This is a genomic window from Dactylosporangium sp. CA-233914, from assembly GCF_050942935.1.
In the GTDB taxonomy this organism is placed as follows: Bacteria; Actinomycetota; Actinomycetes; order Mycobacteriales; family Micromonosporaceae; genus Dactylosporangium.
The window spans coordinates 6,926,413-6,942,408 of the sequence record NZ_CP192030.1; the positions used below are offsets into that span (position 1 = coordinate 6,926,413).

At 72.3% G+C, this 15,996-nt stretch carries 14 protein-coding genes; 5 read left to right on the plus strand and 9 right to left on the minus strand.

Annotated elements, in window-relative coordinates; genetic code table 11:
- Positions 1-5 precede the first annotated feature (5 nt).
- Positions 6-998: an ABC transporter substrate-binding protein gene (locus ACQPY0_RS31030; protein ID WP_432968214.1), complete on the minus strand. Its 993-nt coding sequence runs from the start codon at positions 996-998 to the stop codon at positions 6-8.
- 395 nt (positions 999-1,393) lie between these two features.
- Between ACQPY0_RS31030 and ACQPY0_RS31035 the strand changes: the two genes are divergently transcribed.
- The gene (locus ACQPY0_RS31035) at positions 1,394-2,380 is read left to right on the plus strand and encodes a LacI family DNA-binding transcriptional regulator (RefSeq protein ID WP_432995448.1); all 987 of its coding nucleotides are present in this window, start codon (positions 1,394-1,396) and stop codon (positions 2,378-2,380) included.
- 456 nt (positions 2,381-2,836) lie between these two features.
- Here ACQPY0_RS31035 and ACQPY0_RS31040 read toward each other — a convergent pair whose 3' ends face one another.
- The gene (locus tag ACQPY0_RS31040; RefSeq protein WP_432968217.1) at positions 2,837-3,877 is read right to left on the minus strand and encodes a LacI family DNA-binding transcriptional regulator; all 1,041 of its coding nucleotides are present in this window, start codon (positions 3,875-3,877) and stop codon (positions 2,837-2,839) included.
- A gap of 357 nt (positions 3,878-4,234) precedes the next feature.
- Here ACQPY0_RS31040 and ACQPY0_RS31045 point away from each other — a divergent pair, with 357 nt between their 5' ends.
- On the plus strand, positions 4,235-5,521 hold the full coding sequence (locus ACQPY0_RS31045; RefSeq protein WP_432968220.1) for a cellulose-binding protein: 1,287 nt from the start codon (positions 4,235-4,237) through the stop codon (positions 5,519-5,521).
- 46 nt (positions 5,522-5,567) lie between these two features.
- Here the strand turns inward: ACQPY0_RS31045 and ACQPY0_RS31050 are convergent, their stop codons facing one another.
- The 3 genes from ACQPY0_RS31050 to ACQPY0_RS31060 are packed head-to-tail and all read right to left on the minus strand — an operon-like array spanning position 5,568 to position 6,758.
- Complete coding sequence (locus ACQPY0_RS31050; protein ID WP_432968223.1) at positions 5,568-5,885, minus strand: hypothetical protein; 318 nt, start codon at positions 5,883-5,885, stop codon at positions 5,568-5,570.
- A 41-nt stretch (positions 5,886-5,926) separates the two neighbouring features.
- Positions 5,927-6,421, minus strand: a complete 495-nt coding sequence (locus tag ACQPY0_RS31055) for an SRPBCC family protein (protein WP_432968226.1) — start codon at positions 6,419-6,421, stop codon at positions 5,927-5,929.
- Positions 6,375-6,758: an ArsR/SmtB family transcription factor gene (locus ACQPY0_RS31060; protein WP_432968229.1), complete on the minus strand. Its 384-nt coding sequence runs from the start codon at positions 6,756-6,758 to the stop codon at positions 6,375-6,377. Before ACQPY0_RS31060 ends, ACQPY0_RS31055 begins: the two co-directional genes overlap by 47 nt.
- A gap of 259 nt (positions 6,759-7,017) precedes the next feature.
- On the opposite strand from ACQPY0_RS31060, the gene ACQPY0_RS31065 reads away from it, so the two are divergent.
- Entirely contained in the window at positions 7,018-7,665 is a 648-nt protein-coding gene (locus tag ACQPY0_RS31065) for a hypothetical protein (protein ID WP_432968232.1), read from the plus strand.
- Between the two features lie 452 nt (positions 7,666-8,117).
- Here the strand turns inward: ACQPY0_RS31065 and ACQPY0_RS31070 are convergent, their stop codons facing one another.
- The 4 genes from ACQPY0_RS31070 to ACQPY0_RS31085 form a co-directional block, all read right to left on the minus strand.
- On the minus strand, positions 8,118-10,541 hold the full coding sequence (locus ACQPY0_RS31070; RefSeq protein WP_432968235.1) for a glycoside hydrolase family 3 N-terminal domain-containing protein: 2,424 nt from the start codon (positions 10,539-10,541) through the stop codon (positions 8,118-8,120).
- A 174-nt stretch (positions 10,542-10,715) separates the two neighbouring features.
- Entirely contained in the window at positions 10,716-11,456 is a 741-nt protein-coding gene (locus tag ACQPY0_RS31075) for an ABC transporter permease (RefSeq protein ID WP_432968238.1), read from the minus strand.
- A complete protein-coding gene (locus ACQPY0_RS31080) occupies positions 11,453-12,988 on the minus strand; it encodes an ABC transporter permease subunit (protein WP_432968241.1) in 1,536 nt (511 codons plus the stop codon). Before ACQPY0_RS31080 ends, ACQPY0_RS31075 begins: the two co-directional genes overlap by 4 nt.
- Positions 12,985-13,737 (minus strand): ABC transporter ATP-binding protein, encoded by a 753-nt coding sequence (locus ACQPY0_RS31085; RefSeq protein ID WP_432968244.1) that lies wholly within the window; start codon positions 13,735-13,737, stop codon positions 12,985-12,987. Before ACQPY0_RS31085 ends, ACQPY0_RS31080 begins: the two co-directional genes overlap by 4 nt.
- An 86-nt stretch (positions 13,738-13,823) precedes the next feature.
- On the opposite strand from ACQPY0_RS31085, the gene ACQPY0_RS31090 reads away from it, so the two are divergent.
- Together ACQPY0_RS31090 and ACQPY0_RS31095 are read left to right on the plus strand one after the other, a co-directional pair.
- Positions 13,824-14,486, plus strand: coding sequence for a response regulator transcription factor (locus ACQPY0_RS31090; protein WP_432968247.1), 663 nt, complete (start codon positions 13,824-13,826; stop codon positions 14,484-14,486).
- On the plus strand, positions 14,483-15,565 hold the full coding sequence (locus ACQPY0_RS31095) for a sensor histidine kinase (RefSeq protein WP_432968250.1): 1,083 nt from the start codon (positions 14,483-14,485) through the stop codon (positions 15,563-15,565). The genes ACQPY0_RS31090 and ACQPY0_RS31095 overlap by 4 nt, the downstream gene beginning before the upstream one ends.
- The last annotated feature ends 431 nt before the right edge of the window (positions 15,566-15,996 follow it).

Sequence of the window (15,996 nt, forward strand, 5' to 3'; positions counted from 1 at the left end):
CTCTTTTAGTACTTACGCTCGGGAAGAGCGGCCTTCGCCTGCTCGGGCGTGAACGTGGTCTCCTCGGTGAGGATGCGCGGCTGCACGGTCTCGCCCTTGACGACCTTCTTGGCCAGGTCCATGAGCTGAGGGCCGAGCAGCGGGCTGCACTCGACGATGAAGTTGATCTTGTTCTGGGACAGCGCGGTCATGCCGTCCTTGACCGCGTCGACCGTGATGATCTTGATGTCGACGCCCGGCTTCTTGCCGGCCGCCTCGATCGCCTCGATCGCACCGAGCCCCATGTCGTCGTTGTGCGCGTAGAGGACGTCGATCTTCGGGTTGGCCTTGAGGAAGGCCTCCATGACCTCCTTGCCCTTGGCCCGGGTGAAGTCACCGGTCTGCGACGCGATGATCTTCAGGTTGGGGCTGCCCTTGATCGCGTCGGCGAAGCCCGCCTTGCGGTCGTTGGCCGGGGCCGAGCCGGTGGTGCCCTGCAGCTCGACGATGTTCACCGGGTCGGTCTTGCCCTGGTACTCCTTGACCAGCCACTCGCCGGCCTTCTTGCCCTCGAGGACGAAGTCGGAGCCGAGGAAGGTCTTGTACAGCGTGGTGTCCTTGGAGTCCACCGCGCGGTCGGTCAGGATGACCGGGATCTTCGCGTCCTTGGCCTCCTTGAGCACCGTGTCCCAGCCGGACTCGACGACCGGCGAGAAGGCGATGACGTCCACCTTCTGCGCGATGTAGTTGCGGATGGCCTTGATCTGGTTCTCCTGCTTCTGCTGCGCGTCGGAGAACTTCAGGTCGATGCCCGCGGCGGTCGCGGCGTCCTGGATCGACTTGGTGTTCGCAGTGCGCCAGCCACTCTCGGCGCCAACCTGCGCGAAGCCCATGGTGATCTTGCCGTCGTCTTTGGCGGCCCCCGGCGCGGAGTCGCCCTCCTTCTCCCCACCGCACGCACCGAGCGCGCCGATCAGGAGCACGCCACCGAGCACGGCAGCGGACCATCTCTTCAGCACTGCGTCTGTCCCTTCGAGATAGCGTTAACGTTCACATCTACAAGCAGATGGCCACACGCCCGGGGTGTCTGGCGGTGACCTGATGCCGCGTGTAGCCCAGATGCATGGGCCGTCGCGGTTGTATTTCGAGAGTGTTAGCGTTCTCATCCCGGGCGTCAAGTAGCGGCGGTCGGAAAGTTGCCGGAAGGAGACACTCCGTGGCTGCAGTCATCGGACCGGACCGCGGGCGCCCCGGTCCGGGTCGGGCAGGGTCCAGACCCGCCGCTTCGGCCGCTCCCGCGCCGTCCGGTCGCTTCGGCGCCACCGGGCCCGATCGCGGGCGGCCCGGGCCGGTGGCGCACGCCGGGGCCGGGCCGGACCTCGATGCCGTCGAGCCGCCGCTGCGCAAGGTCGGGATGCGCGACGTGGCCCGGCTCGCCGGCGTGTCGCACCAGACGGTGTCGCGGGTGCTCAACAACCTGCCGAACGTGAGCGCGGCGACCCGGGAGCGGGTGCTGGACGCCGTGCGGGTGCTCAACTACCGCCGCAACCTGGCCGCCCGGACGCTGGTCACGTCGCGGTCGCGGACCATCGGGCTGATCGGCTTCGAGACCACCCTCGCCGGCCCGGCCTCGATGATCTACGGCATCGAGAAGGCGGCCCGCGAGGCCGGGTACTACGTCAGCATCGCCACCGTGCGCTCCCTCGAGCGCAACGGCGTGCTCGACGCCGTGGAGCAGTTGTGCGCGCAGGCCGTGGAGGGCATCATCGCGATCGCGCCGAAGAACTCGGTGGCCGACGCGCTCACCCAGGTCCCGCCGGGCACGCCGGCCGTGGGCGTCGGCGGGGCCGACGACGGCTTCGTGCCGATGCTGCGCGTCGACAACGTCCGCGGCGCGTGCCTGGCCACGAGCCACCTGCTGGAACTCGGCCACGAGACCGTCCACCACGTGCCGGGGCCGGCCGACTGGCCCGAGGCGCGCGACCGCATCGACGGCTGGCGGCAGACGCTGCACGCGGCCGGGGCGCCGGTGCCGCCGTTCGAGCCGGGCGACTGGAGCGCGCGGTCGGGATACCTGCGGGGCCAGCGCCTGGCGGGCGACACCCGGGTCACGGCCGTGTTCTGCGGCAACGACCACATCGCGCTGGGCGTGCTGCGCGCGTTCCACGAGGCGGGCCGCCCGGTGCCGGCGCGGGTGAGCGTGGTCGGGTTCGACGACACGCCCGAATCGGGGTTCTTCCTGCCGCCGCTCACCACGATCCATCAGGACTTCGCGGAGTTGGGGCGGCGCAGCGTGGACCTGCTCGTGGACCAACTGACCGGCGCGACGATGTCCGACGCCGGCCCCGTGCATCTCTCACCGCACCTGGTCGTCCGCGCCTCCGCCAACGCGGCCCCGTGACCCGGCGATCACGCCCGTTTTGTCTGCGGCGCGGGAACCCCCGCGGCGCGGGAACACACAGCGCGAGAACACACGCGGCGCGAGAAGCGAGAACCCGCGGCGCGAGAACACCGGCGGCGGGAGAACACCGTGGCGCGATCGACACGCTGTGCCACGCCCCAGCGGTGCTCGATCACGCCCAGTCGCGTCGAGTCACGTCACCGCACCCGGACCGCGGACGACGTCGCGATCGAGGGGCCGGGCGGCGTCGCGAGCGAGGCGCTGGGAGTGGGGGCTACCGGGCGCGCGTGACCACGGCCGATCGAGGACGCCGTGAACCGACCCGGGACGGCATCCGGCGCCGCGAACTCGCTGCGATGTCAGGCACGGGGCTGCGGGGTGCCGCGCTGCTTGACCACACCCTACCCTGCCCATCCAAATCCCCCCGCTCGAGCGGTCACCCGGCGTGAGGTGCCGTCACGCTCCGGAGTGAGGCGCCGCTGTGCTGCGGCGCAGGACCAGCGTCGGAGCCACGCTCGGGTCCGGGGAGGGGCGGTTCGGGCCCTCGGGGAGGTCGGCCTCGATGACGCGCAGCAGGGCGGCGATGCAGCGGCGGCCCACCTCGTCGAAGTCCTGGCGGATCGTGGTCAGCGGCGGGGACAGGAACTCGGCCTCGGGGATGTCGTCGAAGCCGACGATGGAGATGTCGTCCGGCACCCGGATCCCGCGCTCGTGGAAGGCGCGCATCATGCCCAGCGCCATCTGGTCATTGCCGGCGAAGACCGCCGTCACGTCGCCGCGGGTCGCGAGCTCCAGGCCGGCCTCGTAGCCCGAGCGGGCGCTCCAGTCGCCGGTCATGAGGGGCGGCGCGGGCAGGCCCGCCTCCTCCAGGGTCGCGCGCCAGCCCTCGATGCGGCCGCGGGTCTCCAGCCAGTCGCGCGGGCCGGACAGGTGCCAGACCTTGCGGTGGCCGAGGTCGAGCAGGTGGCGCACGGCCATCCGGGCGCCGGAGACCTGGTCGACGGCGATCGCCGGGATCTCGCCGCCGGCGTCGGCCTCGACGGCCACGGCGGCCATACCCAGCGGCATGTTGTGCAGGGCCGCGGCCGCCGCGGTCTGCGGGGCGATGACCACGACGCCGGCGACGGACTGGTCGGCCAGGGCGCTCAGGGCGGAGACCATGCCGGCGTGGTCGACGCGCTCCAGGGTGACGATGCTCACGCCGTAGCCGGCGGCGCGGGCGGCACGCTCGATGCCCAGCAGCGTGGAGGCCGGGCCGTAGAGGATGGTGTCGAACGAGACGACGCCCACGACCCGGGAGCGGCGCCCGGCCAGGCCCCGCGCCATCGCGTTGGGGCGGTAGTTGAGCTGCCGGACGGCCTCGAGGACCCGCTCGCGGGTGGCCGGGCTGACGCTGGGATGGTCGTTGAGGACGCGCGACACCGTCTGATGCGAGACGCCCGCGAGCCGCGCCACGTCGTTCATCACGGCGGCCCGGTTGTGGCTGGTTGCGCGCATGTCCCTCCCCCGCTGCCGATGTTAGCGCTGCCACGATAAGCCCCCGCAGCCGCCGCGCGTGGCGCCGGTCACCCGAATTGCCCGTTCGGTCGATCCAGCGGGCGATCCGGCCCGCCCGCACCGAACGGGCACCAACGAAAGGCTACGGAATCCAACAGCGTCAACCGGTCCCGGGACCGCTCCCATATGCCGTCCACTGTAGAGCGTCCACAGTAGACCGCTGAAAACTTTTCGGCATGCAACTTTCATAACCCACCAGCGCGAACAGAACAAGACGCCCAGCCTGCAGTTGACATCCACGGGCGTCGCTGCAATGGTTCCGAAAACCTTTTCGGCATGCGAGGAAGGATCATCGTCATGCGACTACGCAGAGCGGCCGCAGTGATCGCCGCCACGCTGGCACTGCTCGTCGGAGCCCCCGTCGTCGCCCACGCGGCGCCGGGCCAGAGCGACAACCTGGCCCGGGCTGCGACCGCGTCCGCGTCGTACACCTCCTCCTGGGAGAGCGTCGCCGCGCTCAACGACGGCATCGACCCGACCACGTCCAACGACACCGTGAACCGCCGCTGGGGAACGTGGCCCAACACGGGCGAGCAGTGGGCGCTGCTCACCTGGCCCTCGGCGCAGACGCTGCGCTCGGCCGACGTCTACTTTTTCGACGACAACGGCGGCGTGCGGGTGCCGGCGTCGTGGCGGCTGCAGTACTGGACCGGCTCCGCCTACGCCGACGTCACCGGCGCGAGCGGCTACCCGGTGGCGGTCAACAAGTACAACGCCGTGAACTTCAACCAGGTCAGCACGGCCCGGCTGCGGGTGGTCCTGCAGAGCGGGGCGGCCTCGGTCGGCCTGCTGGAGGTGCGCGCCTACGCGAGCACGATCGGCACGTCCAACCCCGGTAACCCCTCGGGCTGGAACCCGCCGGCGAACCTGGTCCAGCCGCTGAGCGAGGTGTGGACGCACCAGGAGCAGACGTACAACAACCTGTACGGCTTCCGGAACTACGCCTGGGACCAGATCTTCGCGGGCGGCGGCAGTATCAACTACTGCGTACGCTGGGACTCCAGTGCCTCGGTGAGCGCGGCGCTGCGGGACCGCATCCAGGCGACCCTGCAGCGGCAGTTCAAGAAGTGGATCGACGTGATGGCGGGCCACAACGGCTGGCCGTACGCGCAGGTGCCGGTCAAGGTCGTCGGCTGGGCCGTGCGTGACCGGGCGCAGCTGCAGTGGACGGACAGCTCGGTCGACATCTACGTCAACAACATCCGGGAGAACGCGCCCCAGTGCGGCGAGCCGTGCGGGCGGTTCTTCAACCAGAGCGGCAACTACCCGAACTGCCCCGGCGGCGCGGCGCACCACTACGACATGTCGCTGTGGCTCACGTCCGGCTTCGGCGGCGGCGCGGGCGGCGACTGGGGCCAGCGGATCGGCAGCGAGTACTACGTGGGCGCCCTCGACGCCGACAACGTCCACATCCTGCTGCACGAGATGGGGCACAGCTTCGGCCTGGACGACTTCTACGACTGGACCCCGACGGGCGTCGGCGGCTTCCTCATGAAGGCGGGCTCGGCGGCGCAGATCACCGAGTTCGACGCGTGGATGCTGCGCGACTGGTGGCGGCACCTGAAGAACCGCTGGGGGTACTGAACCACGGGAGCCGGCGCCGGTGCCTCGGCGCCGGCTCCCGCCGGGATCAGCTCGTTTGGATCCGTACGACCACCTCGGCGTCGGTGACCTTCTGCACGGAGATGTCGAACCCCTCGGCCTGCGTGCTGCCGTCGACGGGGACGCTGACGGTGGTCCCGCCGATCTCGAGGCGCACGACCCCGTTGTCGACGCCGACGAGCTTCACGCCGACACCGAGCACCGACGACTCGGCCTCGACGCCGCGGTCGAACGTCACCGTGCAGGCGTTGGTGGTGCAGTCGACGTTGTCGGTGCTGCAGGCGGCGACCCCGCCGAGCGCCAGCACGAGCCCGGCGGCGATCGCGGCGAACCTACGAGTCATCATGCGCACCGAGTGTAACCGGAACGCGCAACTGTACGGTCAGTCTACTCCAACCCGGCCGCGACCGCCTCGAGGTGGTCGAGGGAACCCTGCAGACCGCTCTCCATGCCGGAGCCGACGACCGCGTCGCGGGTCTCGCGGTCACCGTAATCACACAGCATCTCCATCGCCGTGACGCCGTCACGCTCGGTGAGCGTCACGGTGACAACGCCGACGTGCGCCTCGGGGTCGGGCAACCCCTCGAACAGCTCGGTGTTGACCAGCCGGCCCGGGGCCTCGATCTCGCGGTACTCCCCGTGGAAGCCCACCTCGTGACCACCCTCGGCCGCCATCACGTAGCGCCACCGCCCGCCCACGCGCAGGTCGATCTCGGCGCTGATGACGGTGCCCTTCTCGCCGGCCCACCAGCGCTTGACGAGCTCGGGCGTGGTGTAGGCCCGCCACACCAGGTGCCTGGGCGCGTTGAAGGCCCGGGTGATGAGAATCTGCGTGTCAGTGGGCAGGGTGACCTTCGCCGTGCCCTTCGTTGTCGCCACCATCGTCGTGCTCCTCCGCTCTGAGATCTTCGAGAACGTCGTCCATGAGGCCGAAACGCTCGTTCCAGCGCTGCTCGTAGGCCGAAAGCCAGTCGTAGATGGGCTTGAGTGGCCCGGGATTGAGCCGGTAGACCCGCTGCCGCCCCTCGTCGCGCACGCGCACCAGGTCGACCTCGCGCAGCACGCGCAGGTGCTTGGACACCTGCGGCTGCGCGAGCCCGAGCAGGCGCACGAAATCGTTGACCGGCCGCTCACCCTGCGCGAGCAGATCCAGGATCTGCCGCCGCCGTGGCTCGGCGACAGCGTTGAACGCGTCGGTCGTGGTTGCCGCTCGTGCCATGACCCAATCATATTCCCATAACGGAATGATTCAAGGGCGGCTTTTGCTCAAGTCCGTCGCGGGCACGACCGTCGCTCCCGCGGGCACCCGCGTGGCCGGCCGCAGCCACACCGACACGAACATCCGCCCGCACAACGACCAGGGTTCCGGCGGATAGCCGATGCCCGCACCGTTCGGCCTCCCGGCAACAATTTCCTGGCACACTGCCAACAGTCAGGCCTCGTCGGCGTGACCGGCCCGGTACGCCTACGATGGCCGGATGCTCATCGCGGGAACGGTCGACCTGTCCGAGGTGATGGCGGAGCTCGCCAAGGCCCGCCCGGCGTTTCACTCCGAGGCCGACTTCCAGCACGCGTTCGCCTGGCAGGTGCACCGGGCCGACAGCACGATCGACATCCGGCTGGAGATCCCTCAGGGCGAGACCGAGCACCTCGACATGCTCTGCGCCGGCCCGGCCGGCCGGACCGCCATCGAGCTCAAGTACTTCACCGCCGCCTGGAAGGGCGCCGGAACCCTGCCCGGCGAGCTGTTCCTGCTGCCGCACCAGGCCGTGACCGACAAGGCCCGGTTCGGTTTCGTCAACAACATCGTGCGCCTGGAGAAGCTCTGCCGCGAGGCCGACCCGCCGACGAACGGCCTGTCCCTGCTGCTGACCAACGAGCCAAGCCTGTGGACCGCGCCGAACCACCGCCGCTGGGTCCGCGACATGGAGTTTCGCATCCACGAGGAGCAGACACTCTCCGGCACCCTGCGCTGGGGCAACTTCCCGAAGTACCACCCCGACATGGAGCGCACCCTGGCCGGCACCTACCCCCTGCGGTGGCACGACTTCTCGACCCAGCCCGGCCGCAGCGGCACCTTCCGCTGGCTGTCCGCCGGCATCGACACCCCGCAGCGCAAGCCCTGACCGGCCCCGTTATCCCAGGCTGACCCCCGGACACACGCGGCACCCGGCGTCAGTCCAATCGTGCAGAGCCGCACCCGAAAGCCGGACGGCGCCACACGGCTCGGCGGACCGGCCCACGCGTGGCCCGGAGCCGAACGGTCACGACCGATTACGAGACCGCGCCGCCGCGAGGGCGACCGGCCACCGGCCCAGCAACACGAAGACAAGCGGCCACCAGCTCAGCGGCGCGACGACACCACAAGGCGATCAGCCACAGGTTGAGCAGCGCGGCGGGGACGAGCGGGGGCCGCGCGGGCGTGCAGCCGGCGGCCGGGCGGCTGCGGCGCGGAATGCGGCCGCGCGCGCCGGGCCGGCCGCCGGCTGACGGTCCCCGGGGCTCGGGCGCCGGCGAAAGGTAGGCGCGGCCGGCCTCACCGGGGTGGGGTGGTGAGCGAGGTCAGGACACAGCGGGGTCAGGACACGGTGCAGGCGGCTCCGTTCAGGGTGAAGGCCGTGGGGCGAGGGTTCGAGCCCGTGTACGTCGCGTTGAACCCCGCCGACTGCGTCGCCCCCGGCGCCAAGGTCCCGTTCCACGCCTCGCCCTTGGCGGTGACCACGGCGCCGGACTGCGACCAGGTCGCCGACCAGCCCTGGGACAGCCGCTGCGTGCCCGGGAACGTGAACGACAGCGTCCAGCCGGTCAGCGTCGTCGAGCCCGTGTTGCGGATCGTCACCGTGCCGGTGAAGCCGCCGCCCCAGTCGTTCACCGAATACGTCACCGCGCACGCCGCCGGCGGGGGCGGGGTCGTGGTCGTCGGCGGTGTGGTGACCGTGACCGCCGCCGACGCCGGGCCGGCCTGGCCGTTGGCGTCCACGGCCACCACCGTGTAGGACGTCGTCGTGCCCGGCGTCAGACCGGTCAGCTGGTAGGTCGTCGAGGGCACCGTGGCCAGCAGCGTGCCGGAGCGGTGGACGCGGTAGGACGTGGCGGCCGTGCCGGTCGTCGGGGGCGTCCAGGTCAGGGTCGCCGACGTGCTCGTGACGGCCGACGCGACCGGGGTGCCGGGCTGGCCGGGCGCGCCCGGCGGGGGCGTCGTGGCGTAGGTCAGGCCGAAGCCGTAGGCGAACAGGGACGGCTTGCCGTCGCCGTCGTTGATCGGCTCCTGGGACGCCGACTGCATCCACGTCACCGGCAGCTTGCCCGTCGGGGCGTAGTCGCCGAAGAGGACGTCCGCGACGCCCGCGCCCTCGGTGCCGGGCAGCCACGCCGCCAGCAGCGCCGACCAGTCCGGCAGCTGGGCGGCGATGTCCAGCGGGCGGCCGGAGACCAGCACCACCACGACCGGCACGCCGGCGGCCTTGAGCGTGCTCAGCGCCTGCAGGTCGGTCGCGTCCAGGCCCATCGAGCCGGGGCGGTCGCCCTGGCCCTCCGCGTAGGGCGTCTCGCCGACGACGGCGACCGCCGCAGTGTAGGTGCGGTCGATGCCGGCGCCGGTCGCGTTGTAGGTCACGCTGCCCTGGGAGCCGACCGCGGAGCGGATGCCCTGCAGGATCGTGGTGCCGGGCGTCGTGTTGCCGGCGGCGCCCTGCCAGCTCACGGTCCAGCCGCCGGACTGCAGGCCGATGTTGTCGGCGCTCTTGCCGGCCACGAACACCTTGGCGCTGCGGGCCAGGGGCAGCACGCCGGAGTTCTTCAGCAGCACCTGCGACTCGCGCACGGCCTGGCGGGCCACGGCGCGGTGGGCGGCGCTGCCGACGGTGCCGGTCAGGTTCCGGTCGGCGAACGGGTGCTCGAACAGCCCGTATTCGAACTTCTTCGTCAGGATCCGCCGAACCGCGTCGTCGATGCGGGCCATCGGCACCCGGCCGGCCTGGACCTCGCCGCGAAGCGTGTCGATGAACGACTTCCAGGCCGTCGGGACCATCACCATGTCGATGCCGGCGTTGACCGCGCGGCGGACCTCGGAGGCGGTGAAGCCCTCGCCGCCCTCGATCTGGTCGATGCCGTTCCAGTCGGACACGACGAACCCGTCGAAGCCGAGCTCGCCCTTGAGCACGCCGTTGACGAGGTAGTCGTTGCCGTGCAGCTTCTGGCCGTTCCACGAGGAGAACGACACCATCACCGAGGCGACGTGCCGGCGCACGGCCTCGGTGAACGGGGGCAGGTGGATGGCGCGCAGGTCGGCCTCGGACAGCTGGGTGTCGCCCTGGTCGACGCCGCCGGTGGTGCCGCCGTCGCCGGCGTAGTGCTTGGCGGTCGCCAGGACCCCGCCGGACTGGTAGCCGTCGATGATCGTGGCCATCGACACCGGCAGCTCGGGCTTCTCGCCGAACGACTCGTAGGTGCGGCCCCAGCGGTCGTTGCGGGCCACGCACAGGCACGGCGAGAACGTCCACTGCGAGCCGGAGCCGCGGACCTCGTCGGCGGTGATCCGGCCGATCTGCTGGGCCAGCGCCGGGTCGCGGGTCGCGCCGAGGCCGATGTTGTGCGGGAAGATCGTGGCGCCGACGACGTTGTTGTGGCCGTGGACGGCGTCCACGCCATACAGCAGCGGGATCTTCAGCGGTGTGGCGAGCGCCCCGCGCTGGAAGTTGTCGGTCATGTCGGCCCAGGCGCTCGCGGTGTTCGGCGACGGGGCGGAGCCGCCGCCGGACAGGATCGAGCCGAGCCGATACTGCGTCACGTCGGCGGCCGTCGCCGACCCGCGCTCGGCCTGCGTCATCTGCCCGAGCTTCTCGTCGAGGGTCATCCGCGACATGAGGTCGGCGACCCGCTGCGGCACGGGCAGGCTCGGGTCGAGATACGGCTCGGCGGCCGCGGCCGGCAGCACGCCGGCGAGCGTGGCGGCGACGGCGGACGCGGCGGCGATGAGGCTGATCAGGACGGGGCGGCGCATGCCCCGGACATTAGGCCCGGGGTACGACAGTTTCCCGCCCGTCAATGAAACGACGAAAGAAACGCCAGGTCAGCAGGGCGGGGACGGTGAAACGTTCACCGCGGCCCGGTCGCCGCCCGCCTCTACGAGCGGGCGGCGAGCCCAAGCCGGTCGCGTGGCACGTCGACAACGGGCCTACGCGTCGCGCCGCAGCAGCACGAGCCAGCCCAGCAGCAGTGAGCCGAGGGCCCACAGCGCCAGCACACCGAGCCCGGACCAGGGCGCGATCGGCAGCGTGGCCAGGTCCCTGGTGGCCTGCACGGCGGTCCCGGCGCTCATCGGCCCGATCTGCTCCAGCCGCCGTGACCACGTCCTGTCGGTGACGACCCGGGCGACGATCGGCCACGCGTACAGCAGCGCGAGCACGATCCCGGCCGCGGCCGCCGCGCTGCGGGTCGCGGCGGCCAGGCCGAGGCTCAGCAGCCCGACGAGCACGAGGTACAGCACCGACCCGATCGCCGCCCGCCACACCAGCGCGTGATCGGGCAGCAGCGGCCGAGCCACGAGCAGCGCCCCGGCGACCCCGGCGGCGGCCGCGGCGAGCGACACGGCGACGAGCACGGCGGCCTTCGCGGCCAGCAGCCGGGTGCGGCCCGGGATGGCGGCGAGGGTGGTACGCATCATCCCCGTGCCGTACTCGTGCCCGACCACCAGCGCGGCGAGCACCGCGACCACGGCCTGGCCGAGCTGGACGCCGGTGAGGCTGACCTTGGTGAGGTCGGCGGTGCAGACGGTACGGCACGACACCGCCCCGGCCGCGAGCGCGCTCAGCCCGATCGTCGCCGCCGCCGTGCCCAGCAGCAGCCACCAGGTCCCCGGCGACGTGCGCAGCTTCGTCCACTCGGCGTGCAGGGCCGGCTTGAAGGCGGCGTTCACGCGTCCCTCCGGCGCAGGACGTACAGCGCACCGCCGAGCACGGCCGCGACCCACACGGCGAGGACGGCCAGAGAGCTCCACGCCCCGAGCGGGAAGTAGCCGTCGGCGGGCGAGTACACGTTGTCGATCTGGGCGTACCGCGGCTCGCTCTGCTGCAGGGCGAACGCGGCGGCCGGGGTCACCCGCAGCAGCCAGTCGCTGGCCCGCAGCGGCAGGACGGTGACCGACAGCAGGTACGGCAGCACGACCACGACGATCGACGTGGTGACCGCGGCGACGCCCCGGCGCAGCAGGAACCCGAGCCCGGCGGCGAGAACCGCGCAGCCGGCCATGAGCAGCGCGGTGCCGGCCGCGACCCGCAGCTCGGTCAGGGTGGAGGCCGGGTGGACGTACGCCCCGGCGTCGCGCAGCACGTCCTGGCCGAACGTGACCACGGCCGCCGCCGCGGCGAGCCCCACCGCGAAGACGGCGGTGCCGAGGACGGCGGCCTTCGCGGCCAGCACACGCCCACGGCGCGGTTGCGCCGCGAGCGTGGTGCGGATCATGCCGCGGCGGTACTCCCCGGAGGCGAACGTCGCCCCGACGACCACGACGGCCACGAGCCCGACGAACGTCCCGACGAGCGCCTGGCTGATCGTCACCCCGGTCCCGGACGCGCCGGAGACGCCCGGGGCGATGTCCCCGGACCCGGTCACCGTCCAGCCGTTCGCGGTCTGCTCGAAGCCGGTCCGCGGCCCGACCGCCCGCCGGGTGGTGCCATCGGTCGGCTGCGGCTCGGCGGGCCCCTCGCGAGCGCCGATGTCCGTGCCCTGCCAGTCGCCGGTCCACGACCCCGTGGTGGCGAGCCCCTCGAACGTGCCGGTGGCGCTGCTCGGCCCGCCCTGGATGCCGGAGAGCACCACGGACTCGTTGACCTGCGTGGAGTACTGCGGCGACGTCACGAACATCCCGGCGGTGACGGTCGCGGGCAGCCCGCTCAGCCGCGCGGTGCCGGCGGTCGTCCAGGTCGTGCCGTCGGCGGACCGCTCGGCCCTGACCTGCTCGCCGGCGCGGGTCAGGCGCAGCCAGACCGGCTGCGGGGCGAGCTTGGCGCCGGCGTCGCGGCCCTCGTCGTGCACATAGTCGTACTGCATCCGCACACCGTGCTCGCCGGTCAGCATCACGGCCGCGTAGGCCGAGCCCTGCTTCGTGCCGTCCTTGACGATGAGCCCGGCCTTCGCCCACGGCGCCAGCCCCGGCGTCATCCCGGGCCCGTCGTCGCGGGGCAGCTGCCCGCTCAGGTCGGCGACCCGCACGGTGACGCTGCCGTCGCCGGTGAGGGTACGGTGGACGAACGTGAAGCTGTCCATGACCTCCTCGCCGCCGGGGCCGCGCAGCGCGACGCACTCGGAGCCGGGGCCGTGCTGGCCGCAGGAGCCCGACCGGCTCGGGGTGAGCCCGAACACGAGGATGAGCAGGCCGCCGGCGAGCAGGCCGGCGACCCAGCCGGGCATGGTGCGCAGCTTCGTCCACTCGGCGCGCAGCAGGTTCATCGCCCCTCCCCCGGGGTCGCGCCGCGGAACTCGACGGCGCCGCGGGTCAGCTCCAGGTAGGCGTCCTCGAGGCGGCCGCTCGGCGTGCGGCCGAGCAGCTCCGCGACGTTCTCGTCGGCGAGGACCCGGCCGCGTCCGATGACGACGACGTGGTCGGCGGTGTCCTGCAGCTCGCTCATGAGGTGGCTGGAGACCAGCACCGCACGCCCTTGCGCGGCCAGGTCGCGCAGGAATGTACGCATCCAGATGATCCCCTCGGGGTCCATGCCGTTGAACGGCTCGTCGAGCATCAGCGCGGGCGGGTCGCCCAGCAGCGCCGCGGCGATCCCCAGCCGCTGGCGCATGCCGAGGGAGTAGCCCCCGGCCCGCCGCCGCCCGACCCCGCCGAGCCCGGCCAGCTGCAGCACCTCGTCGACGCGCCGCGACGGCAGCCCCTGCGAGTGCGCGAGCCACAGCAGATGGTTGCGGGCGGTGCGGCCGGGCTGCAGCGCCGCGGCGTCCAGCAGCGACCCGAGGTGACACAGCGGCCGGGCGAGGCGGCGGTACTCCCGGCCGCCCACCAACGCGGTCCCCGCGTCGGCCGCGTCCAGCCCGAGGATCACGCGCATGGTGGTCGACTTACCGGCCCCGTTGGGCCCGACGAACCCGGTGACGTGCCCCGGCTCGACGGCGAACGTCATGCCGTCCAGGGCGAGGTTGGGCCCGAACCGCTTGCGCAGGCCCTCGACGGTGATGGTGGCGTCATGCATGCCGCCGGTTCTACGCGCCGGACGGTGACAGCCCGGTGTCACGGGTTGACACCGGGCTGGCACCGCGGGCCTGGCAAGGTGGACGGATGCGCGTGCTGGTGGTGGAGGACTTCGAGATCCTGGCGAGGACCATCGGCACGGGCCTGCGCCGCGAGGGCCTGGCCGTCGACGTCGTCCTCGACGGCGACGAGGCGCTGCAGCGGCTGGCGGTCACGCGGTACGACGTCGTCGTCCTCGACCGCGACCTGCCCGGCACCGGCGGCGACGACGTCTGCCGCCACATCGTCGCCGCCCACCCGGCCAGCCGGGTCCTCATGCTGACCGCGTCGGGCACCGTCCGCGACCGCGTCGAGGGTCTCGGCCTGGGCGCGGACGACTACCTGCCCAAGCCGTTCGACTTCGACGAGCTGGTGGCGAGGATCCGCGCCCTGGGCCGCCGGCCGTCCACCGCGCTGCCGCCGGTGCTGAGCGTCGGCGACCTGACCCTCGACCCGGCCCGGCGCACCGCCGCCCGCGCCGGCCGCCGCCTGGACCTGAGCCCGAAGGAGTTCGGTGTGCTGGAGTGCCTGATGGCCGCGCAGGGCCGCCCGGTGTCCGCGGAGGAGTTGCTGGAGCGCGTGTGGGACGAGGCCGCGGACCCGTTCACGACGACGGTGAAGACGACGGTACGGCGGCTGCGGGCGCGCCTGGGCGACCCGCCCGTCATCCACACGGTCCGCGAGGCCGGCTATCGGGTGGGGCCGGCATGACGCGGCCGCGCCGGACGCTGCGCCGGCAGCTGACCCTGATGTACGCGGGCCCGTTCCTGGTCTCCGGCGCCATCCTGCTGCTGATCCCGCTGCTGGGTGCGAGCCAGTCGCAGCCCGCCGACCCGGACGCGGGCCCCCGCCAACCGCCGCCGGTCAGGGTGGACGCGCCCGGCGTCAGCCACAGCCTGCTTTCCCTGTCGGCGGTCTCGCTGGCCGTGATGGTCGTCGTGGCGTTCGGGCTGGGCTGGATCATCGCGGGCCGTTTCCTGCGCCCGCTGCGCCTGATCATCGACACGGCCCGCGACATCTCGGCCACGAACCTGCACCGCCGCCTGGGCCCGACGGGCCGCCGCGACGAGTTCGCCGAGCTGGCCGGCACCCTGGACGAGCTGTTCGGCCGCCTGGAGGCCTCGTTCGCGGCCCAGCGCCGCTTCGTGGCCAACGCCTCCCACGAGCTGCGCACCCCGCTGACCGCGCAGCGGGCCCTGCTGCAGGTCACGCTGTCCGACCCGGACGCGTCCGCGCAGGAGCTGCGCACGGCGGCGCGGGAGGTCCTGGCCCTGGGCGAGTCCCAGGCGAGGCTGATCGACTCCCTGCTGACCCTGGCGGTGGGCGAGCAGGGCGTGCAGCGCCCGGTCGCCCTGGACCTGGCCCCGCTGGCCCGCCGGGTCCTGGACACCCGCGCCGCCCGGACCGACGTGTCGATCACCGCGCGGCTGGACCCGGCCGCGCTGCGCGGCGACCAGGATCTCGTCGAGAGCCTGATCGCCAACCTGGTCGACAACGCCGTGAAGCACAACGTCCCCGGCGGCACGGTGACGGTCTCGACCGGCGTGACGGACGGGCGGGCGGCGCTGACGGTGAGCAACACCGGCCCGGTGGTGCCGCCGGAGGATCTCGACCGCCTCTTCCAGCCCTTCCAGCGCCTGGGCGCGCAGCGGGTCCGCACGACGTCGGACGGCTACGGCCTGGGCCTGGCGATCGTCCGCGCCATCGCCACGGCCCACAACGCCGCCCTGACCGCGACGCCCGCACCGGACGGCGGCCTGAGCGTGACCGTCGCCTTCGCCCGGGCCTGAACCTGTCGACCGATGTGGTACGCATTGACTAGCAACCGGCTCCCCGATTCGCATTTGGTTCCGACCGCACGCGGTGAACTGCTGGCCCACCTCGAACTACGACCGGATGCGCGCGCCGAGCTGAGCGCGCAACGGCGGGGCGGTAATGGAGAAGCCGGCTGTGCCTGCGCAGGCCGGGCCGGCGATTGGTTCGGCAGCTGAGCAGGTGGTGACAGTGGAGGCAATCGCTGAGGCCATCGATCCAGGTTGACGGTGCAGGAACCCGGCTGAGGGACCAGCCCCGCTACAGCCTGCTCCTCCACTGATGGCTCCGGCCTCACCTTCCTTCGTGGTCACATCGTCCAGTGTCGCGGTCATCACGGCACCTTCCTCGCCGGGCGTCACACCCGACGAGTCAGGCCGGAAACACCGTCAAGCCACGGTCCCCCGGC